Genomic DNA, 24,020 nt, shown 5'->3' with positions numbered 1-24,020 from the left:
TTCTTACCAATAAAATAATGTGTAAACCATAAGTTTTATAGCTAATAATTTTTAAACCAAGTATATTGGTGATTTTTTGGTAAAAAGGGCACTGCTCAGCGTCTCAGACAAGACAGGAATTGCGGAATTTGCACGCGGGCTTGAAGCACTTGGCGTGAAGATCATCTCAACAGGCGGAACTGCGAAAATCCTTCGCGACGCCGGCATCGAGGTTACCGATGTCTCGGAAGTCACAGGCTATCCGGAGATGATGGGGGGAAGAGTCAAAACTCTCCACCCGAGAATTCATGGCGGGCTCTTATGCCTGCGGGACAGCAAAGAACAGATGGAGGAAGCTGAAAAAGAAGACATCTCCCTCATAGATCTGGTGGCCGTAAACCTGTACCCCTTTGAAGTAACGGTTTCCAAAGAGGGTGTGGAACTTGAAGAAGCCATCGAAAATATAGACATCGGGGGTCCTACCCTTCTCCGTTCGGCAGCCAAAAACTATCGTTCGGTAACAGTTATATCTGACCCTTCGGACTACGGGCATGTCCTTAAGGAATTGCGCTCAAGTGGGGTAATCTCTGACAAAACCCGTGCAAACCTCGCGGTTAAAGCTTTCAGGCATACCGCTGACTACGATGCAGCTATCGATACCTATCTGAGCAGGACTCTGCTTGGAGAAGAGGTATTGCGCTTGAAGTTTACCGAAGGGGTCAAGCTCCGCTATGGAGAAAACTGGCACCAGAAAGCCTGTTTCTACAAAGACCCCTCCCTCGAAGGTCCAAGTCTGGCAAAAGCAATTCAGCTCCATGGAAAAGAACTTTCCTACAATAACTATGTTGATGCCGACAATGCCCTTCAGACGGTCAAAGAGCTGGGAAATGCCTCTCCTGCAGTAGTAATTGTAAAACACAATAACCCCTGCGGGCTTGCCACTGGGGACACTCTCCTCCAGGCCTTGCAGGCTGCCTGGGACGGAGACCCGATTTCAGCTTATGGGAGCATAATCTGTACAAACGAAACTTTTGATCTTGAAGCTGCAACTTTTCTGAACGGGAAATTCATAGAAATCATTCTTGCTCCTGACTTCAATCCCGATGCTCTTGAATACCTGAAAAATAAAAGTGAAAATCTGAGGCTCCTGAAGCTTCCGGAACTTAGAGAGGTTTTCGGGACGGAATGCACTTACAAATACGTGATCGGAGGTATGCTTAAGCAGAGCCGGGACATAGGGATCTACGACAAATGGGAATCTGTTTCCGAAGTTTCCTATCCCGATGACAAACGTGCCCTTTCGGAGTTTTGCCTTAAAGCCTGCAAAGCCACAAAATCCAATGCCGTGATCCTTGCTAACGAATATGAGCCCGGATTCTTCATGGTGCTTGGTATGGGGGCGGGGCAACCTAACAGGGTAGACTCGATCCGCAAACTGGCAGCCACAAAGGCAGTTGAAAATCTAAAGGTAATCTATGAGCGTGAGCAGCCTGCTGTACCCTTTGAAAAGTATTGCCAGAAGATTCTGTCCGAATGTGTAATGGCATCGGATGCTTTCTTCCCCTTCGATGACAGTGTAATCCACGCAGCAGAAAATAACATTCGTTATATTGTCTCCCCGGGTGGGTCTATCCGGGACAATGAAGTTATTGCTACTGCAAATAGGCTTGGAGTTGCCCTGGTTTTTACAGGCATGAGGCATTTTCTTCACTGAATCGTCAGCCTGGACTACGAAAAACTCAAGGTATGCACCTGAGCTCAATACAAAAACACGAGTACCCTGCATCAAAGGACAGGGTACATTCTTATTTCAAGTTTATTTTTCAAAACAGCAGAGTTTGGAAGGTACGGTTTTTTCCTGAGTTGAAATTTTTATATTCTCGATTAAAGGTGCTATGTTTCCGGGCTTAATTAGATATCAACTTTATTAAGTTCTTTATGTGTCCTTCAAGTATTTATTTCCCTGCTGGGGCTGTGTACTTTCATAAATAATTCATCAAACAACGAGCATTAATTATCAATTTTTTATTCCTGATTTTCAGCCGGTATGTTGAATCTGTAGTTTTTTGCCGTATATTGATGGAATAATTTTATCTCATTGTCATATGATTATTATTTGTAAAGTAATCTCCTTTTTTTAACTGGATATTTTACATTTTCGAAAGACTGGTACATAGACGATCTATATACTATGAAAAATTATTATGTGTCAAGTCTACTCTTGAAAAAGATAATATATCTTGAATTCGTATACCATTCTAGCAATATTATATCAGTCTGATATAAGTGCCACCTCTATTCAATATAAAAAATGAGAAGAATTAAAAAATTAAATTACCGCCACTTCGAATCAAAGCTGGAGTACTTACCTTTCAATAATAATTCTCAAATGACTCTTGAGACAGTATAAAAATCAATGGGCTGATATGTGTGAAATCAACTGGACTTTTAAGCATCCTAACCTTTTCTGAAAAACGAAAAGAAATCTTATTTTTACTTCAGGAGAGCCCAAAAACCCTTTCGGAGATCAAGGTTTACTTCGATGTGAGGTCCCCGGAGATTCTACCTCGCCTGAAAGAAATGGAGACCGCCAATTTAATTGTAAGACAGGAAGGAATGTATCGGTTGACTTCCCTGGGAAAAGTTTCAGCTATATATTACAGGCCTTTCCTTGATACTCTGGCAGCTATAGAAGCAAACGAAGACTTCTGGAGAGACCATGACATTGCAGCAATTCCGGAATCGTTGCTAAACCGAATTCAGGAGCTGAAAGAGTGTAGAGTTGTAAAGGACGAGCACGAACATATTTATGATTCGCATAAAGCGTTCATGGAAAACGTTCTGACTTCCGGTCGTTTTTTGGGTTTTTCATCCATTTTCCTCCCTAGCTATCCCTCAATGTTCCTTGAGCTGGCTCGCAGAAATATCCCTATCTCTATAATTGTTACACCCAATGTCTTTTTCAAGATAAAAAGCGAGCACAATGCTGAGATTGAAGAATTTCTTAAGCACAAACACACAAGTTTCCATGTCTACGACAGTGCAAAGGTAGCTTTTGTCGTAACAGACAGGTTTATGTCACTCTCACTGTTTTTCAAAAATGGGACCTTTGATCCGAGGCATGACCTTGTGGGTTTTGATTCTTCGTCAATTAAATGGGGTGAAGAACTTTTTAAATATTACAAAGAGAATGCAGTTGAGATCAAAAATCTGTAAATCTAAAAAATGTAATGGGGAATGTTATCTCTTTCGATTGCAGATCTTCGAGAGTCTGAAAGAGGAAAAGCTGTAAAACAGAATTGAAGAATAGCTGATGAAGAGGTTTGATCTTCAATCTGGCCTTTTTAAAACCTGTTTAACCAGGCTCTCTACCTTCCTTACTCTTTCTTTTGGTAATGTTTTTTACCTAAATGTCTTGCTCCGGATGTATTTTCTGTTTGGTTTTGTCTTAGTTTTTTGATAGGAATCTTTTCTCATTCAGGTTTTTATGCAATCAGAGCCCCTGTAATCATCCTGAGCCCGACAATTGAAGCGGATTCTCCGTCCACAAGCACGGTTCTTTCAAGTTTTTGGGAAGAATGTTTCTCATCCTCGGGAGCTGTAAGGCTCTGAATGCAGATCAGCCCGCAAATGAAACTGTAGATAATTATGAGAGGTTCAAATGCAAGAATTCCGTGGATAAGGGCAATTCCAAGTGCCAGGTGGCAGAGAAGATGCATGGAGGAAAGAAGATTGCGGGTTTTCTGGATTCCGAGGCTTACGGGCAGGGTCTTGATGCCTGCAAGGGTGTCTCCTTTAATGTCCTTGAAATCATATATGGCAGAGTTAATAAAGAGTTTTACACCGAAGAAAATGAATACCAGAACAACAGGGGTCAGATTTCCACACCTACTGCCTGCAAGTCCTGTAATAAAAATTCCCCAGGTAAGCCCCACAATAATGTTCTTCATCCCAAGTCCCCCTTTAAGTTTCAAGGCGAACTTGCCAATTTTTATGCCTTTACTGTACAGATAGCCGGTTATGAGAGGTACGAATGCAAGTGCAGGAATTCCTTCTTTTGCCAGGATATAAGTTCCGATCATAAAAGCCAGCAGTGAAACTGCGAGTCCAACTTTTTTATTCGAGCCCCTTAGTTCTGTCCGGTTTACAGTATCTTCTTCAGACTCCAGAGCTCTGTCTATGGTGTATACAGTATAAATAATTAGACCACCTGCAATACAGGTTTGTATGCTTGATTGTATATGTAATAATAGAAATGCTATGTGTATTCTTAAAGCGCCTGAGAATGCAACTAAAATAGAACTTTTTAAAAGTTCAAAAGTGGCATTTTCTTCTTTATTTCTAAAATTGGTCGTTCTGTGGTGCTTGAAAATGTGTCTCAGATTACCAGAAAATACATTGAAGCTCATGGAGCTAATTCTGTACGACTTTCTAATATTATTATTTCAATATAATTTCAACAGATCTGTATAATTAATGCCGTACTAAACAAATCGTATATTAATGAACTAACATATAAGTTGATAAACTATCTATTATATTTATATAGATAACTTATTCTGCCCTGAACCCCTTAAAAATCAACGGGCTCCTTTATTCTATAAACTCAAAAGTCCGCAAAAACGCGGATTTTGGAGGATCAAAACTTTACTCGAGTATTAACACGTATTTAAAAAGAAACATTTTAATTTCTAATAAAAAGAATGTCAATATATAGCCTGAATGTAAAGCCGATAATTTTCCCAAAAATAACATATGTAATTTCTATAAAACATCTTATTCTGAGTAGCACAGGAATAGATTTTGAGGTCTCTATGGTTGCTACTCGTCTCTTTGGTCTTTGAGGGGAAGTCAGAGTTCTGAAGAAAAAACAGGCAAAAACACAGGCAAAAGAGGGTCTTGATAATTTTGTTCTTCCGGTTTTTACGGAGGCAAAAAAACTTTCTTTTGAGCTTATGTGTGGAATTTTTCATGGAGGGCGCGAGTTAAAATCTTATATATATTACTTTCGCAAACGATTTCTATCAGTAATATTTAATCCTGTTTTTCATGAAAAAAGGGTCTGAAATATTGTACTCCTGAATCCGGAGTAAAAGTCACTTGATGTTAATTTTTTTTCAAAAGGCAGAAACTTTCCACCACACCTTGACCCTTGTGCTCCGGCCCTTTTGCACAAGAGCCCCATTTTCATCCTCAAGCAATTCCTGGAAGTAACTCCTGGGAATTTCTTCCTGCTCAGGTGAAAATGCAGCGCACTGGGGTTTGAAGTGTTCAAGGGCTACTTCTAGGTTTTCAAAGCGGTTTTTGTGCTCAAAAGGAAAGACCTTCACATCCGGATAGATCTCCATATCGTAGAGTACATTTTAAAGGGTGTCTGCCTTTGGGCCCTGCCTATATTCGCACCCATGCAGAATAGTCGACCATTTTCTGGATTGAAGCTCGGATATCTTTCATGCCCGGGGAGTATGATGCAAACACAATATCATAAAGGGGAAAGATGTCATCCTCTATGTCAATAGCTTCCCGGTCTTTGTATACCCAGTCGATATTCTCCATCCCGTAAGTCTCTATATTTTGTTTCAGAACCTCCATCATCCCTTCTGCAGGTTCGACTGCTATTACATGTACAATTCTTCCGGCAAGAGGAACTGTCAGACTTCCGGGACCAACACCGATGTCAAGGGCTCTTTTGATGTCCATCCTTCTTCCTTATCCATTTTTCCCGTTCTTGATTTTTTGTAATATGAAAAAGCAGTATGTCGTTGGACATTGAATAAAAGATAGGCTATAAAATTGGCTGATGAAATTGGCTGATGAAATTGGCTGGTGGAAATTTCTGATAAAAATAGTTGACAAAAATCAACGATATGCAGCTAATCAACCTAACTAAATTAGCCAAAAGATAACTGATAAAATAGTTAATGAAAAATAAGGGGGTATGAAAGGTTAATAAAAAAATGGGCTTAATAGCCCAAAAAAACATTTCTGAACCTTCACGCTCCTTTTTAGAGCGGAACTATCTTTTTCCCGTACGCCTCATTCAGTACCTGGCCAAGGGCTGTATATATTGCGGCAAGTCCTGTAAAGATACCTTCATAACCAGCGACTTTGAGTATTGCAGGGTTTCCTGGATAGTTTCCTGCTGCAAGCAAGAAGAACAGAATTGCAAGAGCCAGGAAAACAACAGAGAGAGCTTTTGAACCTTTAAGTGTGCCTATGAACATGACAAAGGTAAAAAGTCCCCACATAAAGAGGTATGCAGCAAAGGGTAACGACTCAGTAACGAACCCTGCATAGATTTCATTCTGGGGAAGCAGGACAATTCCCACCAGCGTGAGCCAGAAAAACCCGTATGAGGTAAAAGCTGTTGCCCCGAAAGTATTCCCCTTCTTCCATTCCATTATCCCTGCAATAACCTGAGCTAATCCGCCGTAGAAAATGCCCATAGAAAGGATCATCGCGTTCATCGGATAGAAGCCTGCATTGTGTATGTTCAACAGTACAGTCGTCATTCCGAACCCCATCAAACCCAGTGGAGCAGGGTTTGCACTTAAATCCTTTATTTTTATATCACGAATGTTCATAACATCTTTAATGTCTTGACTCAAGATTCCAATCCTCCTTCCCGTTATTCGGAGATTTTGCCTGAACTTCCTATAAGAAATACATAGAGACACGCTGCGTTTTTGCTGTCTCTTTTTTACCTTTTGGTGAAGTATGTAATTATTAATACTTATATTTACGGACAGTAAATATATTTTCAATACATCATAAATATATATTATTCAATTTCATTAGAGGGCCTCAGAGAATCTTATTCCGGATTTTTGGGGTTTCATGACAAGCTATTTATGAACAGGTGTGGAATTCCCTTCATATGACTCAAGCAAGAAGACCTCTTATGCTCATGATCCTTGACGGCTGGGGTTACAGGGAAGCCGCAGAAGGAAACGCTATCCTAGCAGCCAGAACCCCAAACCTTGACAGCTTGATGAATGAATTCCCCTGGTGCTTTTTGGAATGCTCGGGGGAAGCCGTAGGCCTGCCGGAAGGTCAGATGGGAAATTCCGAAGTCGGCCATCTGAATATAGGGGCGGGAAGAGTCGTTTACCAGGAACTTACAAGAATAAACCTCTCTATCAGGAAAGGGGATTTTTTCGAAAATCCTGTTTTGCTGGACGCAATCTCAAACGTGAAGCTCAATGATTCAAGCCTGCACCTCATGGGGCTTGTCTCTTACGGAGGCGTTCACAGTTATATGACCCACCTTTATGCCCTCATCAAACTTGCACGGGACAAAGGGCTAAAAAAGGTATATATACATGCTTTTCTGGACGGGAGAGACGTGCCCCCTAAAGCTGCTCTTGCAGATATCAGAGAGCTTGATGCTTTTTGTAAAGAAAATGGGAGTGCTAAGATTGCGACGGTACAGGGACGTTACTACGCAATGGACAGGGATAAGCGCTGGGAGAGGTCAAAACTTGCCTATGATGCCCTGACTCTGGGATTAGCTCCATATTCTACTCCTGACCCCGAAACTGCAGTTTCTGAAGCCTATGCCAGGGGAGAATCCGATGAGTTTGTAAAACCCACCGTAGTTACCGGCCCTGACGGAAAGCCTGAGGCAGTCATACGGGATAATGATTCTATAATTTTCTTTAATTTCAGGCCTGATAGGGCAAGGCAGCTCACCTGGGCTTTTGTAAATGAGGACTTTGATGGTTTCTCCAGGGAAAAACTCCCGAAGGTCCACTACGTTTGTATGGCGCAGTATGACGAAACCCTGAATTTGCCAATTGTCTTCCCACCTGAAGAGCTGGAAAATGTGCTTGGGGAAGTTCTCAGTAGGCAGGGGCTTGTCCAGCTTCGTATTGCTGAAACCGAGAAATACGCCCATGTGACATTTTTCCTGAACGGTGGGCAGGAAAAATGCTACGATGGAGAAGACCGCTGCCTTATCCCCTCCCCAAAGGTTGCCACCTATGATCTCAAACCCGAAATGAGTGCATATGAAGTTACGGACGAGGTAATCCGGAGAATTCAGTCCGGAAAGTATGATGTAATTGTACTCAATTTCGCAAATATGGATATGGTAGGGCACACAGGAATATTTGAAGCCGCAGTACAGGCAGTAGAAGCAGTGGATACCTGCGTGGGGAGGATTATTGAGGCTCTGAAAAAAGCAGGGGGTGTGGCCCTTATAACTGCAGACCACGGAAATGCCGAACAGATGGAAAACCAGCACACAGGAGAGCCGCATACAGCCCATACCTCAAATCCCGTAAGGTGCATTTATGCAGGAAATGGCGAAGTAAAAGCCCTTGAGGACGGGAAACTGTCTGACCTTGCCCCCACTCTCCTGGCCCTTCTTGGAGTCCCTAAGCCTAAAGAGATGAAAGGCAAATCGTTGATTTTAAATGAGCGACGCTAAAAAGAAAAGTCAGAGTTTAATACTCAGAAAAGTAAGGTTTGCGAAAAAATCAATTATTTTTTAATATTTTTCGTTCCGTTTTTTATTTTCTATCCCCTCTCCCTTCTTTTCTTTTTTCCGGCCTTATTCTACTTTCTTGTTTTATTCTTTTTCTTGCTTCTTGTTCCATTTTCTTTCTTTTCTCTTTTAGGGTTTTACCAGGTTTTCTGTCGTTCTCTTTTATTTGGGCTTCCTACCCTGTTGATTTAGTATCAACTCTATTTTTTCAGAGTTCCAGGCATACGTTTTCATAAAAAATGCGTTTTTTCCGAGCAGGATTTTTTTAAAAAGATTAAATATCAGCAGTTACAATAGGAAATAAAGATTCTAAGGTTATTATAAAATTTTATAGTGTTTGTCTCGGGTTGTCCACGCATGATCAAAATAACCACTCCCAGCCGGCTTCACATAACCCTTATCGATATGAATGGTGAGATAGGGAGAGTTGATGGAGGGGCAGGACTTACTCTTTCCTCCCCCAATGTAAAAATTACTGCGGCAGAAGCCGATGAAATCCGGATAGAAGGACTTCAGGAATTTGCCGGCCGCATGATAAAAGCCGCTGAAGTCCTGCTTCCTGATGAAAAAGGAGTCATAATTGATGTAGAATCTCTGATTCCCGCTCACGTGGGCTTTGGATCAGGTAGCCAGGCGGCCCTGGCTGTTGCAGCAGCTGTGAATGAACTTTACGGACTTGAAAAAAGCGTTCGAGAACTTGCATTTGTCGTAAAAAGAGGAGGAACCTCGGGTATAGGAGTAACGGCTTTTGAAAAGGGCGGATTCATAGTTGATGGGGGGCACAGGTTCAAAGACAAAGGGGCTTTCATGCCATCAGCTGCAAGCAGGGTACCTCCGGGGCCTGTACTTTTCAGGGAAGATTTTCCTGATTGGGATGTCGTTATTGCAGTTCCCAATGACAAGGGCATGCACGACCAGCAAGAGATCGATGTGTTTCAGAAATTCTGTCCCCTGCCGATAGGGGAGGTCAGGGAGGTTGCACACATGGTACTCATGAAGATGATGCCTGCAGTTCTCGAGGGAGATATCGAAAGTTTCGGGGCTGCGGTAAATCATGTCCAGACCGTGGGTTTCAACAAAAGTGAGAGTCTGATCTGGCCTGACTTCGTCAAGAGCATTGCCTCTTTTATGCGGAGCCGGAGCTACGGGGCCGGAGTAAGCTCTTTTGGACCTGTAGTTTATGCCTTTGTGGATAACAGGGAAGAAGGCAGGCAGCTCCAGGCTGAAGTTCAGAAAATGCTTGACGAATCAGTCGGTGGAATCACAATGATGACCCGGGCAAAGAACAGTGGAGCAGAGATCTCTAATATCTGATACTTAAATCCCGAGATTTAATGTTTGATACTTAAACCCTGGTATTTAAAGTCTGATACTAAAAACCCGAACTAAAATCCGGGTTAAATTATTTTGAAATCGTTTAGAGTCCGGAAGCCTGCAGTTTCAGTGCGAATCAGCCGGGGAAATTTCGGAATCGTGTCCCGGAAGACGATGAAAGTTCTCTCCGGATGCTCCAAGAGGATCTACGTGTACAACTGCGTTTGACAGATAATTCAGGCCATGGAGCATCCTATGTCTCACATTTACTGCAATTTCATGTCCTTCCTTAACGGAGAGCCCGGATTCTACTGCGATATTAACTTCAGCATAAAGCCTGTGTCCTATCCAGCGTACCCTTACCTCCGTAATATCCTTTACCTCTTTTACCTGGCTTATTACCTGCCGGATATCATCAACAATTTGAGGGTCAACTCCGTCCATCATGCGGGAAATAACGGATTTACCCGTTTCCAGGACTATACGGAGGATTGCAACTGTAATCAGGAGCCCGATTACAGGGTCTGCGAGTGGATATCCAAACCAGATGCCAAGAGCTCCTAAAAGCACTGCAAGGCTGGTAAACCCGTCTGCACGCGCATGGTATCCATCGGCAATTAGGGCAGCACTTCCTATTTCTTTTCCGACTTTTATCCTGAATTTTGCCACCAGCTCATTTCCCAGAAATCCAATAATTGAAGCTGTAGCCACAGCCCACAGGTAATCGACAGTCTGGGGAGCAAGAAGCCTTTGAACTGATTCGTAAGCTGCAACCACTGCACTGATGAAGATAAGAAAAACAATTAGCAGCCCTGCAAGGTCTTCTGCTCTGCCGTAGCCGTAAGTAAATCTTTTGTTGGGGTTTTTTCTGGAGAGCAGGAAAGCAAAACCCAGGGGAATTGCAGTTGCCGCATCTCCGAAGTTATGAATAGTATCGGCAAAAAGGGCTACACTTCCCGAAGCCCATACTACAAAAATTTGAAAGAGCGCGGTTAGCATCAGGCCTGCAAAGGACCATTTGACTGCGTACAGCCCTTTATCCGTGGAAATAATTTCGGGATCCACTACTCCATGGACATGGGAATGCGAGTGCTCTTTTTCTGAATGTTCCGGTTCATGTCCTTTTAGGCCCATATCTTCCTCTGCGCTTAAAACTCTTCAAAACCACTGGTCGAGGGTTTTCTGCCTTGCTCCTGACACTGCTTTAAGGCGTTCTGCAGCTTTTTCCACCCTCTCTGCGGAGAAGTCGTTCTTCTCTGATAGGAATTTGATGAGTTTTTCGGAATCCGGCTTTGTCCATTTAATTTCGTAGTTGTCGGTTACTTCAGGATGGATAAAAAGTTCCCTTATTCTGTCCAGGCCTTCGATTTCTACTTCTTTTTCCCGGAGCACGGCATGGATATCTCCATGCTTTTTTATCAGTTTGAGGGCGGTTTTAGGGCCTACTTTTTCCAGTCCTTTGTTATAGTCCGTACCGACGCAGATTGCAATATCGATTAACTGATTCCTGTTGACCCCCAGAGCCCTGAGGGTTTCCTCAAGGTCGATTACTTCAAGTTTGACATCAACATAGACATTCTTTCCGGGGAGCTTACGCTTTCCGGTGACAGCCATATTGCGGACAACTTTGGGGGCTCCGAAAAGAAAGGAATCATAGTCCTGTGAAGCAACATAGTCTGCGTCTTTCTTCAGAACCATGTGGGCAGCCTGTGCCTCTCCTTCACAGGGAGCCTGTATCCAGGGAATGCCCATTATTCCGAGGAGGTATTTTGAATCTTCAACGATTTCATGGTCGACCTTTGAAGATGCCTGAGCATACTTATAAGCAGCTTCAAGGTCCCCTTCTGCCTTTGCATTTGCCCATTTTTCCCGAGAAGTCTCCCTTACTTCTTTCCTCCGGCTCAGGGTTTCGGATTTCAGGTCAGGGGGCTTGCCGTCAAAAATGAAAACAGGTTTGATGCCGGCTTCAATCAGGCTTGCTGTCCTGTAGAGCAGCCCGGAAAGGTGAGAGGTCACTTTCCCTCTTGAATTAACCAGAGGACTTCCGTCCCTCTGGCGGATAATGCTCAAAAACTGGTGAAGGGTGTTAAATGCATCAACTGCAACCACTCGGTTTGAAAGGTCAGAAAGCTCTATTTTCCTTTTCTGAAGCAGATCTCCTATATCCGTGCCCATATTTTTTCCCTCCTGTGTATGAAATTCTTTTTTAGCCTCAGGTTTCTTTACTTTTACTCTCCGGTCTAAACTCTTTTACTTCCTGCGGGAACTTACGATCCTCAGGCAGTTTTAATCCGGGTACACTAGTTGCTCGGGACACTAGTTGCTCTTTACATCTTGTTCCCCGCATCTTGTTCCCGGTATCCCGTTCCTGGATCTCTCTTCCGATAACTCTGTTTTCTTGATAATAGACTTTATGTGTACCGAAGTTTTATCCCTGTTGCCAGATTAACGGCTTTTTGAGATGGAGGAGAATTGTTAAGGAAGTTTTCAGACAATTATTCCAGGATAATCTCCTTAGGTTCGCTCATATTGACGTTAAGGCGGTAATCTTCTGCATGGAGTGCGGTATAATAGGTCCTCTCAGGTAGAAAGTCGTAGACAAAAGCTGTATTTTCATCCATCTTAAGCCTTCCAAGCGTTGTCCAGTACTTAATGCCGGCTTCTCCGTAGACCGGGGCGTATGCAGTGATAATATCTCCGGGTTCGGGTTCAAGCACTTCTTTTGAGAACAGGATGTTTCCGTCGTCAAGGACTTCGTAGGGATTCATATAAGCTCTGACAGTCCCGTTGAGAGTATCCAGGTAAAGCTGAGTAAGACAGGATCTGAACTCCCCGTCTCTTTGAAGTCCCAGTTCGGTATCAAATATTCTGTCTCCGTTCTCGCTTTCTCCTCCGCAGACCGCATAAATAAGAGAGCTTTTCCCCGTTTTGGAGTTCTCTATAAAAATCCATTCCCCTCCCCAGGGGGGAAGGCTGTAGTTTGTGCCTCCTGAACAGGTAAGGGGCATTTTTCCTATGAGAACCGGACCTTCAGGGGAAGCTATAAAATACACCTGGTCTACCGAAGCCAGCCCGGAATCGTCTTCTACTGAAAAGGTATCTCCGGATTTTGAAATGCCGGGTTCGGTAAAGTCCGCACAGGTTTTCATGGCATAACCGTCAAGGAATTCCGACCATGTTTCTGAAATGGAAACCCTGCCGTAATAAGTGGAGTAGCTATCCAGTGTCTGGGGAGAATATACGGAAACTCCATACGCTTCAGGCATTGTACCGTCCTGCCTGGAGTAAATAACAAAATCTTCAAGTGATTTTATGAGGTCATCGGACCTGTCTGTAAGTTCCGGCATTTCCTCCCCGATTCTCAGGGCAAAACTCTTCAGGTCCATTGAGATTTCCGAGCCTTTCTTTGGCTCGACCCCGAACTTTCGGGCTTTTGTAATGGATGCCCCAAGCCCGCAATACCCTTTTGAGTTTGAAAAGCTTGTTCCCATCTCCTCTGCAAGCCAATCTACATTCTGCAGTACCTCTTCGGTTTTGGAAAGGTCAAGGAGAGAAAGGGTTCTTGGGGGCACATGCGAGGGGTTATCCAGATAACTATCAATGATAACCTTGCCTGTTTCTTCTGCAGAGGCTTCGGGAGACTCTGAGACGTATCCGATGAAAGCAACATAGTCCCAGCCGTGGGTGGGTTCTATTGACTCGGAGGAGAGCATGTAATCAGCAGAAGGTTCAACTGCTCTTGCAAGCTCAAGAGTGGACATGAGGCAGGCATCAAAGCCGATAAGGTCAAAATGCATCCCTGAGGCTTCAAGGGCATCGCTCAGTTCAGGCAGCTCCAGCCTGTCATACCCGTTATTTTCGTCAAAACAAAGTCCTCTGTAAGCGTCTCCGTGGTCCCAGAAAATAAGCAGGATGCTTTCACTCTCGTAGTTTTCCCGGATATACGAAAGAAAGGTTTCAAGTCCTGCGGCATCTCCCATGTTTGCATGGGGATATTTCTTCCTGTGGATTTCTTCATTGCCTATGACTTCGTCCTCGCTGTCCTTTCTGAGGTCTTCAAGCTCTGCGATCGTCATACCTTCCCATCCCTCCACAGCAGCCCCTCCGTAAGCCACGAGAACTTCAGTCTCGTTTCTGTTCAGCGTGGATGCCCCATCAATAATTTCAAAGATGTCCTTGCTGGCATATCCGTTTGAAGACTCAAGGTCACTCCCGACCATATAGACCGCAACAAAAGTAGATAACTGACGTTTTGGAAAATCGCCTTCATATTCTGTAGAATGGTTACTTTTGATTTCAGTCCCGCCGCCGGGGTTTTCAATATCTGTTTCTTCTTCCAAACAGCCTCCGCTAAGTAGTAAAAAAAGAATGATCATAAAAATAATTGCAGCAACTTTTGCTTTCTGGAGTTCCCCTTCCAAACTCAACCCTCCATGAATCCCAATCCAAGCTATTCAGGAGAAAAGGGGAAAATCCAGAAACCTCGATTTTTTGTCGGCATATGTCGATGTCTGAAGATATCAGGCGGTAAGATCAAGTCGGACATCAATAACAGAATCTTCATTTGCCTCTATCTTGGATATAGTTAGCAGATTTCCTTTCCTTTCCAGAAGTGTTGCCTTTGTGACCTGGACCTGGTGACCGTCTATTTGTTTTTTGCTATTATTTTTGTGAATAACCAGAATCTTCTGTCCCATTTCGGCTCCTTCTCCTATTTTGGACACGATATTTCGTATGACCTGCTCAAAATCAGAATAAATCAAAATCTCCGACTTATTTGCAACCTTTTTGATAATTCCAATCGGTTCAAGATTGAGGTGCATATTGGCTTTCCTTCTTTACCTGTTTACACAAGGTAATCAATATACTAACTCTGGGTAATAATAACTTACGATCCACTATCTCAATTTTAATATAATTATCAACTTCCTAGCTCCAGATCTCTCCCTCCACTACATAACATCCGATATATATACTTTGCTAAATCATGGAGCTTGTATCCGAAATATTCAGATATGATGTCATTTTATGTATGGTTTCATATCATAAATTGTTATGTTTATGTTTAAAAGTACTATCAAGTTTAATTTGACTAAAATGTAAAGCAGGATTTCCTCCACAAAACTTGTATATCAACTTTTCGTTTTAATTACCTCTGTTTGTTTAAGGATTTAAGTCGCAAAGTAATTAATTTATACAAATTACATAATTTGCCCGCCTGAAAAGATACTTCAAAATAAAAACATTTGGAAGCTTTCGTAATAATCGTTGATTAACGATAAAAACCGTTTAAAAACCGTCCTGGTAAATATGTGGAAGAAATGAAGTGAAATACGTTTGAAGGATACCTGAAGAAAAAATAGGATCTGAATTCAAAGGCAAAGCCAAAACTGTGAAAAGATATGACTGTGAAAATAAAACACAGGATAAAAGAGAATAAACATCTGATGGAATGACAAAATTGAAGCTAAACTAATAAAGGAAAAACTTCTGTATTAAAACGAATGTCTGGATGAATAGGTCTATGTCCGGACGAATCGGTCTATTAATTCATACCAGTCAAATTCAGAGGATAAATACTAAAATCTATAATATATATTTAAAAAACCAAACTAAATTTTAAAAACTAATCCGGATATTGGTAAAAATCTTGCCGTATTTATGCCTGCAGTAAAAAATAAGATTGTGAGCAGAAATCAGTGATATTTTCTGCGGTTGAATTCATATACTGCGTTATCAACTTTACTTGAGAGCTCATTCATCCTTTCTTCGATTTTTGTTTCCGAGCTTTCCATATTGACCCTGAGAGAGCGGTCCCTTGCTTCTATCGTGTCTTCAAAGTCCTGAAGCTTGTTGTTAATAGAAATGAGCATAAGAGATAATGTCCCGGCCAGAATCATAATAGATAAGATGATTAAAGGGTCAATGAAAGGGTTTTCGGGCCTGTATGTAAACCTTCTAAGCCACTGGAAGGATAGAAGGAAAGATGACAGAACCATCACAACAAGGAATACTGTATCTTTAGTCTCCATTGTATACCTCTACGTACTTATGGAAATTCTCCTAATGCATTCATAAACTTCATATAAAGCCACAAATTCTTCAATAACGGGCTGGAAATTATCAGGTGGAAGGTAATTCCATTAAAGTATTTACTGTTTGTCTATTTTTACCGTATTTTCATATTCACTAGCTTTTTATTTTTGCTTATTTTTTATACAGTAATTCTATATAATTTTTTGCATAAACTATTTATGTATCATTTGTCCCGAATTCATTTTTGCTCCTAATCTGTCAAATGTCTCGAATTCATTTTCACTCCTGATCTGTCAAATTTCAGTTCATCATCTGAAGAGGATTGCCGTGACTCTTCTCCGGTAAACTAACAGACGCATAAAACTTCTTATATGAAAATCATGAAGATTGTAAGGCCAGACTTTGATTACAGAAAAAACATGAGTATGGCAGGCAATTGGCAAATTGGATTATCTATTAAAAGATATAAAAATTGAAGACTGAGAATAGAGTAAATATATAAAGGAATAGAAAAGGCATAGTGTCAAGAAATAAGGGAGTTCAGTACTTGAGTTCAAGCGAACATTCACTTAAAGATTATTTGCCGATTCTCTCCATGGCAGGGTTAATCCTGATCGTACAGATTCTAGCCCTTCTCCTATCAATGCCAATGGAGATCAATGATATGCAGGCTTTTGAAGATCCGACACAGGTCTCCAATTCGATTTATTATATCGGGATGATCCTTGTTTTTACACTTCTGGTCCTGATAGCGATAAAGAAAAATATGAAATGGGTTATCAGCCTATTCATATACCTCGCCATAGTCAGTACTCTGTACTATGTATTTTTCGCGCTGTTTACCATGATCCCTGCCCTCGCAGGGCTTGAAAACATAACTTCACTCCTGCTTTCTACGGGGCTGACGGTACTGCTTTACAAATACCCTGAATGGTATGTTATCGATCTTCTGGGAATCTGCATAGCAGGCGGGGTCAGTGCCCTGATCGGAATTTCCCTTTCCATTGTTCCGGTAGTTGTCCTTCTGATCTTGCTTGCGATTTATGATGCCATCTCAGTGTATAAGACAAAACACATGATAGCCATGGCTGAAGGGGTCATGGACCTCAAACTGCCTATTCTTTTCATAATCCCTAAGCACTCAAACTATTCCTTCATCACGGAAAGTTTTGACGAAGGGGAAAAACGTGAAGCCTTTTTCATGGGTCTCGGAGACGCCGTCATGCCCACTCTGCTCGTAGTTTCCGCAAATGTATTCCTCGAAAACGGAGGATTATCCTACCCTGTACTCGGGGCAATGATCGGAACTCTTGTAGGGCACATCTTCCTGTCCGTCCTGGTAATGAGGGGCAAACCCCAGGCAGGGCTTCCATTCCTGAATTCCGGAGCAATTATCGGGTTTTTTATCGGGGTCCTGCTCTCTGGAGCCTCAATCTTTTAAAGGGAAACGAAAACGAAGTTTAATTCCCTAACTTCATTCATTTTTATAAATTTCGGTATCCCATCTATTTTTCCGGGTTTTTACAAAGATTTTTTTATTTTATAGGTTAATCAATTGACATGGCCAAACGAATCGCAGTGGTCTTTGACAGTGCCGGTACTCTTCTCCACATGTACAGAGTTGCAAAAGAGCCAAGCACCGGGGACATTCTTGAAAACATAGAGAGCACTGCCATTGTAGCGAGAAAAAACGGTTGCGGCCTGGTAGCTCTCAATACCGAAAAAGAAATAATCCTTAGCTCCAGAAGAGATATGTTTTTATTTGAGTTTATAAAGAAACATGGAGTTTCAATAGGTATCAGCTGTTCAAAAGGAAAGTTTACTCCGGAAGTTGCCTTTGAGGTTATAAGAGGTTCTTCTCTCCTGATGGGGGATGTGCATGATGTGCTTGAGGCAGTTACAATCCGCTGCCCTGACAGCATTTATTTTGCGGCAGGTCTGATCGTGGATTCAAAAGCAAGAAGAATTCCCTACGTGCTCAGCACGGGAGGGCAGGTCTTCAGTAAGACATCTCAGACCATCCAGTTGCTCCATGCTATGGAGGTGGACATGTACATAGCATCCGGGGACAGAATGTCTTCTCTTGAGCAACTTGCAGAATTCATAAACATCCCTCCGGAAAGAGTCTTTGCCTTTGCAGATCCTTTTATGAAGGAGAAAGTTGTGTTTGAACTTAAAAGCAGGTATGAGAAAGTAGTTATGGTAGGGGATGGAATTAACGATATCCTGGCTCTCAGGGCAGCAGACATAGGAATTATGACCGTCCAGCAGGGAGATAAAAGGCCCGAGGAACTAAGGGACGCAGCGGATGTGGTGCTCAAGGATATAATAAAAGTTGTGGATGTGGTAAAAGGATTGCAATAATTAGATATCCAGTAAATTTCCCTACTGATATTGGTTCTGGATGTTCACAGTGACAAAATAATGCGTTATGTTTATGTAATGTTTACTCTTATCTAGTTGTTGCCCAAATGTGTGAAATTTATTGTTTATGTTAATGCGGTACTCACTTTAAAGTAATTACTTTTCACTCTTGAGCGAATACAGGCAGGCGGGAGAAAGCCACCAGAATTTATTTACAGCTCATAATTTGCGGAGGAAAATAAATGCCAGTATTTATTGAAGTTAAAAACCTAACTGTAGACTTTGACGGTCTCAAAGCCCTGAAAAATGTAAATTTAAGTATCAACGAAGGGGAAGTCGTTGGAATTCTGGGAAAAAGCGGATCAGGGAAAACAATCCTGATGCATGTGTTACGCGGGACCGAATCTTTTGAGAATATCTCAGGCGAAGTGATCTATCATCTGGCCCGCTGTGAGAAGTGTGGGTATATAGAGCGTCCAAGCAAAATCGGCCAGAAATGTCCGGTCTGTGGTGAGATGCTTGAGGAATTCGAAGCTGATTTTATAAAACTTTCACTTTACGACCCGATAAGAAAGGATATTGCCAAGCGCATTGCAATCATGCTCCAGAGGACTTTTGCCCTTTACGGGGATGAAAGAGTTCTGGTAAACGTCATAAACCCCCTGAATGAAATCGGGTATAAGGGAGAAGACGCCATGAAAAAGGCGGTTGAACTCCTCGAGGAGGTAAACCTGAGTCACCGTATGATGCACGTGGCAAGGGAACTTTCCGGTGGAGAAAAACAGAGGGTTGTGCTTGCAAGACAGCTCGTAAGAAACCCCCTCCTTCTATTAGCTGACGAGCCTACGGGTACCCTTGACCCCATGACCGCAAAACTGGTTCACGAAGCCATTATAAACGCTGTTAAGAACTACAACATGAGCATGGTCCTGACTTCCCACTGGCCTGAAGTAATCGAGAAACTGGCAGATAAGGCAATCCTGCTTGAAAATGGAGAAGTTGTTCAGGAAGGTGATCCGCTTGAGGTTTCTGCGATTTTTATGCAAAGTGTATCCATGGTTAGACAGGAAAAGAACGTTCTGGTAGGAGAACCTATTATCCGTGTAAGGGAACTCTCAAAGCGCTATATCTCAGTAGACCGGGGCGTGGTTAGAGCTGTCGACAAAATCTCTTTTGATGTGAAAGAAGGAGAGATTTTCGGGCTTGTAGGGATAAGCGGAGCAGGCAAAACCACAACCTCAAAAATCCTTATGGGAATTTTGCCCCCTACCTCAGGAGAAGTTGAAGTCCGTGTCGGAGACGAATGGGTGGATATGACAAAATTAGGGGTTGATAATAAAGGCAGAGCAACGAAATACATGGGATTCCTGCACCAGGAATACGGGCTTTATACCCATAGCTCTGTAATAGACAACCTTACGGAATCCATCAGTCTTGACCTCCCGTTTGAACTCGGAGTCAGAAAAGCCATCATTACTCTCAAGGCCGCAGGTTTTGAAGAAGATAAAGCAAAATCCATTCTGTCCAAAATGACCGATGAGATGAGTGAAGGTGAGAGGCATAGAATTGCACTTGCACAGGTTCTGATCAAAGAACCAAGGATAGTCATTATGGACGAACCTACCGGGACCATGGATCCAATTACCAAGGTGGCGGTTACAAACTCCATTCTGAAAGCCAGAGAAGAGATCGGAGAAACCTTTGTTGTCGTTTCTCATGACATGGATTTTGTAAATGAGATATGCGACCGTGTTGCCCTCATGCGTGACGGAAAGATTGTGGAAATAGGCAAACCCGATTCCGTACTTGCTCAACTCACGGAAGAAGAAAGGCTCAAGGCTGCAGAAGAAATATAAATATGCTCCCACCTCTTAGTATAGAAAATACTAAAATGAGGTGCAGATTACGAGTAATGAGATCAGCGTAGAGGTGAATGGGCAAAGTTACACTTTGCCCGCAGGCTCTACCCTTGGAGACGCCCTTAAAGTTTCCAGAGCCCCCTACATAGCCGGCACAGCAGTTGGAATCATTAAAAAAGCTGCCGAGAAGAGAACGGAAGAAATCACTGAATACGCTATCAAGACGCCCAGAGGGGAACTGAAGATAGAACTCAAAGATCCAGACTCCTCCTCCGGAAAACTATGGGCTGAACATTATAAAGAGTATGAAGGTAAAAATATCCACTGGGCAAGTCCCGAAGCTCTGGCTTTCGGACCTTTCGAAGCCGACATAAAGCCTTTGCATGAGGCCGGGAGTTTTGAAGCATTTGATGTTGTGTTCGGAGCAGGAGGATTTGACCCCAATAATACTCATCTGATCCTTTCAAGAAAAAGGCACGTTGCAGAGTATGGAACTCCCGAAGATGGTGTTTTTGCAACAGTTGTAACCGGAAGAAATCTTATTTTCAGGCTTTCAAGAGAAGACTCAATCCTGAGTATAGAACCTATTATAGAGTGGGAACAACTTGCAGAAAAGACATGCACCACCGACCTTTCGACTATCCTTGAAGATGAAGACAGCGTATTTACTTATTTTGAGGTCGAGCTTTCCAGAAACTCTCCCAAAGGAGCTGAGCATTTCTATGCACTGACTCGCGAGGGAACCCTTTCCGTAGATGTGACAACCAGTTCTTTTATTTCGGATGATACCCTGAGAGAAGAATCTGTTCCTTACGAAAACTTTGAGCCGAGGAAAGAAGGTGCTATTTCTGTAAGGACCGTCGGGTACGGGACAGGCAGGACATATCTCTCCAGAGAAGAACGACCTTCCAGCCTTGTGCATTCTATCGTTGGGCAGGTAACAAAAGGTATCGAACTTATCAAACTTGCAGAAAAGGGACAGAAGTTGTCAGTAGAAAGCCTTCCTCCCCAGATAGTTCTGCTGGGTCACAGTTTTGAAGAGGTCGAACCCGTACTTTCCGCCATAGGGGTGGAACTGGTAAAGGAAGGGTACAGAGGAGAAAATGCAGTAATCGTAAAGCAGGACCCTCCAACAACCCTTGAAATTCTGGGAGGGGCTAAAGTGACCGCTTACGGGGTTCCCAGGGAAAAACTCATCAAGGTCGAGCTTTACCCTGAGGAAGCTCCAAAATCCGTAGATTTTTTCCGCCATTCTCTCGAACTCAAGACAAAACCCGTTGGAAAACTGCCTGTCTATATGATATACGATAACACTTACCTCTTCAAGACCGAAAAAGAAGCTGTGAAATACAAAGAAGTCCTCCCTGAAAACACGCCTGCCGGCAGGGTCCTTGCAGGGGAAATTGGGATCACAAATCAGGCCGCAAAGAGGATGGGAACCATAGGAGTGAGGCTTACAGACGACGACCTTTTTGGCCCTACCGGAGAGAAGTTTTCCTCAACGAATATTATCGGGCGGATAATCGATCCCGAAAAGCTCATTGGCATCGAAGAAGGAGATGCGATATATGTAAGTGAAGTAGTGCGCAGGAAAACTGATGAGCAGGAAACCGGGAACCCGGATAATTGAAATTCATCAAATTATATAAAACAAAACATAAATTAGTTGAATAATACATAAGAAACTATTAGATGAGCGAAGTAATGTACCTGATATTTGAGTGGATTCACATGTTCGGACTTATCGCAGTTGAAGTCTCCCGAAGTTGAGGAGAGACAGAAGATGACAGAAATAAAACAAAATGAGATTACAAAGTACATTGTAATCAGTTCGGATATAGTGCTGCCTGCGGATGCAACTATGAAGATTTACGAGTCAGAGTATCCGGTTACGGTAAAAGAGACTTGCTTTGGACTGATTGTAACAGGCCCGGAAAAGGACGTCCTTGCAGTGGTAGAAAAGATCCGGCAGCTGGATAAAAATCATATTTTTATAAAAGATAGGGGATTCCCCGCAGGTGATGAGAGACGCTGCCGGGCAACCAGGGGTGGTGGTCCTAGACCGGGATTTCATTTCCTGAGGGAAGAAGTTGAGATGCTTCCTGCCATAGGGGCTGCACTTGATGAACTGGACGCTAAGGGGGCCGTAAACGAAAAGCATGGGGAGAAACGCAGGCTTAAAGTCTCGGATCTGGAGAAAATTATCGAAGCGGAACTTTCGAGGTGAATTTTTTGGCAAAGGTTTTCATTTATCCTGTAAACAGTCTTATCCTGGCTGACCTGGTCGAGCGTTTCGGGCACAAACCCCTTACAATGATGAATCAGGTACGAGAAAAAGTTACAAACATCAGCCTTGATTCGCCCCCTATTAATATCACTCCCGAAGACCCTAAAATAGGGCTTCGATATGCAGCAGTTGAAGTCCCTCCTGGAGTAAGAGGCAGGATGGCCCTAATAGGCCCCCTTCTTGAGGAAACTGAAGCTGCAATAATAGTTGAAAACCCACCTACAAACTTCGGCTGCGTGGGTTGTAACCGTACAAACGAACTGATGAAATATCTGGTTCGCTCAAAAGAGGTCCCGATTCTGGAAGTCAGGTATCCGGAATCGAATGAGGATGCTCGGGATTTCGTAAGCAAAATCGCAGTGTTTCTTAAGTCCCTGCCCTCAAAAAATACCGGAGAAGACGAAAAGGTGGAAGAAATAGAGTCCGTAGGAGAGGAGGGTGAAAAATGAGTGACGACGACATCGGAATTGTCAAGATTGCCCTTGTGTCCTGTGGCTCCGAATATTCAGGAGTTCAGCCCGAGTTTGAAGCTGCTGCAGCAAGAGTAAATGCAAAATTCATTTATCCTGAAATCGACGTCGCATCCATAGATACAATAGGCAAGGATTTCGGGCTTGAAGTTGCAAGTGGAGACCTCAGGCTTATGATGGCAAGGGCAAAGGCCGTTGTTGAAGGACTGACAAAAGTAGACGGGGTTTTTATTACTACCTGCTTCCGCTGTGCTGAAGGAGCTATTGTTAGAAACGAGGTCCGAAGATACATCCACAAGCACTCCGATATCCCTGTAATCAGCTATTCATTCACTGAACGGACAAGTGCAGGCACCCTGCTTACCCGGCTTGAAGCCCTCACCACGGTTGCCAGGCGCAGACATCTCCTTGCCAGGGAGGTTCAGACAGGCCTGACTGCCGGAATAGATTCGGGGTCAACAACCACAAAAGCTGTGATCATGAAAGACAATAATATCATAGGTAAAGGCTGGGTGCCCACAACAAAAGTCCTTGAAAGTGCTGAACAAGCTTATTCCAGGGCCCTTGAAGAAGCCGGGGTTTCCAGAGAAGAAATCCAGGCTCTGGGAACTACTGGATACGGGCGTTTCCTTATAGGAAATCATTTCAATGCTCAGCTTGTTCAGGAAGAAATTACTGTCAACTCAAAAGGAGCTGTCTACCTCGCAGACCGGCAAAAAGGGTCTGCAACGGTTATTGATATCGGAGGTATGGACAACAAGGCGATCTCGGTAGAAGACGGAATCCCCGGCATGTTTACGATGGGAGGAATCTGTGCCGGAGCTTCGGGGCGTTTCTTTGAAATGATCTCAAAGCGGCTCGGGGTGGATATTACGGAACTCGGGGCTCTTGCAGTCAAGGGTATGCAGGAAAATGTAAACATGAACAGCTACTGCATAGTATTCGGAATCCAGTCCCTTGTAAACTCCCTTGCCCGGGGGGCTACCCCTGAAGATGTCGCAGCTGCAGCCTGCTACAGTGTGATAGAACAGATCTACGAGCAGCAGCTTCAGGAAGTGGATGTAAAAGAGCCGCTGATCCTGGTAGGTGGTTCTTCCCTTATCGAAGGAGTCCCTAAAGCTCTCGGAGACCTTCTCAAGATTGACGTCCTCGTGCCGAAAAACTCCCACCTGATAGGGGCGGTCGGGGCTGCACTTCTTGCGTCCGGCTATGTGGAGGAGTGA

The 24,020-nt window shown here is 43.2% G+C and carries 20 protein-coding genes; 11 read left to right on the top strand and 9 right to left on the bottom strand.

Annotation, left to right across the window (positions count from 1 at the left end):
* Nucleotides 1–76 precede the first annotated feature (76 nt).
* Both purH and MSSIT_RS17660 read left to right on the top strand, forming a co-directional pair.
* Entirely contained in the window at nt 77–1,693 is a 1,617-nt protein-coding gene (purH, locus tag MSSIT_RS17665; RefSeq protein ID WP_048173814.1) for a bifunctional phosphoribosylaminoimidazolecarboxamide formyltransferase/IMP cyclohydrolase, read from the top strand.
* 716 nt (nt 1,694–2,409) lie between these two features.
* Complete coding sequence (locus MSSIT_RS17660) at nt 2,410–3,195, top strand: helix-turn-helix transcriptional regulator (RefSeq protein ID WP_048173813.1); 786 nt, start codon at nt 2,410–2,412, stop codon at nt 3,193–3,195.
* 269 nt (nt 3,196–3,464) lie between these two features.
* Here MSSIT_RS17660 and MSSIT_RS17655 read toward each other — a convergent pair whose 3' ends face one another.
* From MSSIT_RS17655 to MSSIT_RS17645, 4 genes are all read right to left on the bottom strand, one after another.
* On the bottom strand, nt 3,465–4,388 hold the full coding sequence (locus tag MSSIT_RS17655) for a UbiA family prenyltransferase (protein ID WP_048173812.1): 924 nt from the start codon (nt 4,386–4,388) through the stop codon (nt 3,465–3,467).
* A gap of 708 nt (nt 4,389–5,096) precedes the next feature.
* Nucleotides 5,097–5,327, bottom strand: coding sequence for a hypothetical protein (locus MSSIT_RS25065; RefSeq protein WP_052721712.1), 231 nt, complete (start codon nt 5,325–5,327; stop codon nt 5,097–5,099).
* A 43-nt stretch (nt 5,328–5,370) separates the two neighbouring features.
* Nucleotides 5,371–5,679, bottom strand: a complete 309-nt coding sequence (locus tag MSSIT_RS25060) for a class I SAM-dependent methyltransferase (RefSeq protein ID WP_052721711.1) — start codon at nt 5,677–5,679, stop codon at nt 5,371–5,373.
* A gap of 305 nt (nt 5,680–5,984) precedes the next feature.
* Complete coding sequence (locus MSSIT_RS17645; RefSeq protein ID WP_048173811.1) at nt 5,985–6,587, bottom strand: acetate uptake transporter; 603 nt, start codon at nt 6,585–6,587, stop codon at nt 5,985–5,987.
* 269 nt (nt 6,588–6,856) lie between these two features.
* Between MSSIT_RS17645 and gpmI the strand changes: the two genes are divergently transcribed.
* Entirely contained in the window at nt 6,857–8,410 is a 1,554-nt protein-coding gene (gpmI, locus tag MSSIT_RS17640; RefSeq protein WP_048173810.1) for a 2,3-bisphosphoglycerate-independent phosphoglycerate mutase, read from the top strand.
* 414 nt (nt 8,411–8,824) lie between these two features.
* The gene (locus MSSIT_RS17635; protein ID WP_048173809.1) at nt 8,825–9,781 is read left to right on the top strand and encodes a beta-ribofuranosylaminobenzene 5'-phosphate synthase; all 957 of its coding nucleotides are present in this window, start codon (nt 8,825–8,827) and stop codon (nt 9,779–9,781) included.
* Nucleotides 9,782–9,907: 126 nt separating this feature from the next.
* Here the strand turns inward: MSSIT_RS17635 and MSSIT_RS17630 are convergent, their stop codons facing one another.
* The 5 genes from MSSIT_RS17630 to MSSIT_RS17610 all read right to left on the bottom strand — a co-directional run bounded on the left by MSSIT_RS17630 (nt 9,908) and on the right by MSSIT_RS17610 (nt 15,813).
* Nucleotides 9,908–10,915, bottom strand: a complete 1,008-nt coding sequence (locus MSSIT_RS17630) for a cation diffusion facilitator family transporter (RefSeq protein WP_048173808.1) — start codon at nt 10,913–10,915, stop codon at nt 9,908–9,910.
* Between the two features lie 24 nt (nt 10,916–10,939).
* Nucleotides 10,940–11,956: a flap endonuclease-1 gene (gene fen / locus MSSIT_RS17625; RefSeq protein WP_048173807.1), complete on the bottom strand. Its 1,017-nt coding sequence runs from the start codon at nt 11,954–11,956 to the stop codon at nt 10,940–10,942.
* Nucleotides 11,957–12,276: 320 nt separating this feature from the next.
* On the bottom strand, nt 12,277–14,202 hold the full coding sequence (locus MSSIT_RS17620; protein WP_048173806.1) for a clostripain-related cysteine peptidase: 1,926 nt from the start codon (nt 14,200–14,202) through the stop codon (nt 12,277–12,279).
* A 99-nt stretch (nt 14,203–14,301) separates the two neighbouring features.
* Nucleotides 14,302–14,604 carry a hypothetical protein gene (locus tag MSSIT_RS17615; protein WP_011023897.1) on the bottom strand — a complete coding sequence of 101 codons (303 nt, stop codon included), beginning with the start codon at nt 14,602–14,604 and terminating at the stop codon, nt 14,302–14,304.
* 873 nt (nt 14,605–15,477) lie between these two features.
* The gene (locus MSSIT_RS17610; RefSeq protein ID WP_048173805.1) at nt 15,478–15,813 is read right to left on the bottom strand and encodes a hypothetical protein; all 336 of its coding nucleotides are present in this window, start codon (nt 15,811–15,813) and stop codon (nt 15,478–15,480) included.
* A 551-nt stretch (nt 15,814–16,364) separates the two neighbouring features.
* On the opposite strand from MSSIT_RS17610, the gene MSSIT_RS17605 reads away from it, so the two are divergent.
* The 7 genes from MSSIT_RS17605 to MSSIT_RS17575 all read left to right on the top strand — a co-directional run bounded on the left by MSSIT_RS17605 (nt 16,365) and on the right by MSSIT_RS17575 (nt 24,020).
* Complete coding sequence (locus MSSIT_RS17605; protein ID WP_048173804.1) at nt 16,365–17,258, top strand: presenilin family intramembrane aspartyl protease PSH; 894 nt, start codon at nt 16,365–16,367, stop codon at nt 17,256–17,258.
* 119 nt (nt 17,259–17,377) lie between these two features.
* Entirely contained in the window at nt 17,378–18,181 is an 804-nt protein-coding gene (locus MSSIT_RS17600) for an HAD family hydrolase (protein ID WP_048173803.1), read from the top strand.
* Nucleotides 18,182–18,423: 242 nt separating this feature from the next.
* Complete coding sequence (gene atwA, locus MSSIT_RS17595; RefSeq protein ID WP_048173802.1) at nt 18,424–20,037, top strand: methyl coenzyme M reductase system, component A2; 1,614 nt, start codon at nt 18,424–18,426, stop codon at nt 20,035–20,037.
* A 40-nt stretch (nt 20,038–20,077) separates the two neighbouring features.
* Nucleotides 20,078–21,670, top strand: coding sequence for a methyl-coenzyme M reductase-associated protein Mmp3 (gene mmp3, locus MSSIT_RS17590; protein WP_048173801.1), 1,593 nt, complete (start codon nt 20,078–20,080; stop codon nt 21,668–21,670).
* 153 nt (nt 21,671–21,823) lie between these two features.
* Nucleotides 21,824–22,267 (top strand): methanogenesis marker 6 protein, encoded by a 444-nt coding sequence (locus MSSIT_RS17585; RefSeq protein ID WP_048173800.1) that lies wholly within the window; start codon nt 21,824–21,826, stop codon nt 22,265–22,267.
* Nucleotides 22,268–22,272: 5 nt separating this feature from the next.
* Complete coding sequence (locus MSSIT_RS17580; protein WP_048175040.1) at nt 22,273–22,776, top strand: methanogenesis marker 5 protein; 504 nt, start codon at nt 22,273–22,275, stop codon at nt 22,774–22,776.
* The gene (locus MSSIT_RS17575) at nt 22,773–24,020 is read left to right on the top strand and encodes a methanogenesis marker 15 protein (protein ID WP_048173799.1); all 1,248 of its coding nucleotides are present in this window, start codon (nt 22,773–22,775) and stop codon (nt 24,018–24,020) included. The genes MSSIT_RS17580 and MSSIT_RS17575 overlap by 4 nt, the downstream gene beginning before the upstream one ends.

This window comes from Methanosarcina siciliae T4/M (assembly GCF_000970085.1).
Classification (GTDB): Archaea; Halobacteriota; Methanosarcinia; order Methanosarcinales; family Methanosarcinaceae; genus Methanosarcina; species Methanosarcina siciliae.
The sequence above is the reverse complement of the archived record's forward strand: the minus strand, read 5'-3'. Positions and strand labels throughout refer to the sequence as shown.

Excerpts from the sequence above, each read along its gene's own strand:
- MSSIT_RS17655 (WP_048173812.1), bottom strand. The coding sequence starts at position 4,388 with ATGAGCTTCAATGTATTTTCTGGTAATCTGAGACACATTTTCAAGCAC.
- MSSIT_RS25065 (WP_052721712.1), bottom strand. The coding sequence starts at position 5,327 with ATGGAGATCTATCCGGATGTGAAGGTCTTTCCTTTTGAGCACAAAAAC.
- MSSIT_RS25060 (WP_052721711.1), bottom strand. The coding sequence starts at position 5,679 with ATGGACATCAAAAGAGCCCTTGACATCGGTGTTGGTCCCGGAAGTCTG.
- gpmI (WP_048173810.1), top strand. The coding sequence starts at position 6,857 with ATGACTCAAGCAAGAAGACCTCTTATGCTCATGATCCTTGACGGCTGG.
- MSSIT_RS17635 (WP_048173809.1), top strand. The coding sequence starts at position 8,825 with ATGATCAAAATAACCACTCCCAGCCGGCTTCACATAACCCTTATCGAT.
- MSSIT_RS17630 (WP_048173808.1), bottom strand. The coding sequence starts at position 10,915 with ATGGGCCTAAAAGGACATGAACCGGAACATTCAGAAAAAGAGCACTCG.
- fen (WP_048173807.1), bottom strand. The coding sequence starts at position 11,956 with ATGGGCACGGATATAGGAGATCTGCTTCAGAAAAGGAAAATAGAGCTT.
- MSSIT_RS17615 (WP_011023897.1), bottom strand. The coding sequence starts at position 14,604 with ATGCACCTCAATCTTGAACCGATTGGAATTATCAAAAAGGTTGCAAAT.
- MSSIT_RS17610 (WP_048173805.1), bottom strand. The coding sequence starts at position 15,813 with ATGGAGACTAAAGATACAGTATTCCTTGTTGTGATGGTTCTGTCATCT.
- MSSIT_RS17600 (WP_048173803.1), top strand. The coding sequence starts at position 17,378 with ATGGCCAAACGAATCGCAGTGGTCTTTGACAGTGCCGGTACTCTTCTC.
- atwA (WP_048173802.1), top strand. The coding sequence starts at position 18,424 with ATGCCAGTATTTATTGAAGTTAAAAACCTAACTGTAGACTTTGACGGT.
- MSSIT_RS17585 (WP_048173800.1), top strand. The coding sequence starts at position 21,824 with ATGACAGAAATAAAACAAAATGAGATTACAAAGTACATTGTAATCAGT.
- MSSIT_RS17575 (WP_048173799.1), top strand. The coding sequence starts at position 22,773 with ATGAGTGACGACGACATCGGAATTGTCAAGATTGCCCTTGTGTCCTGT.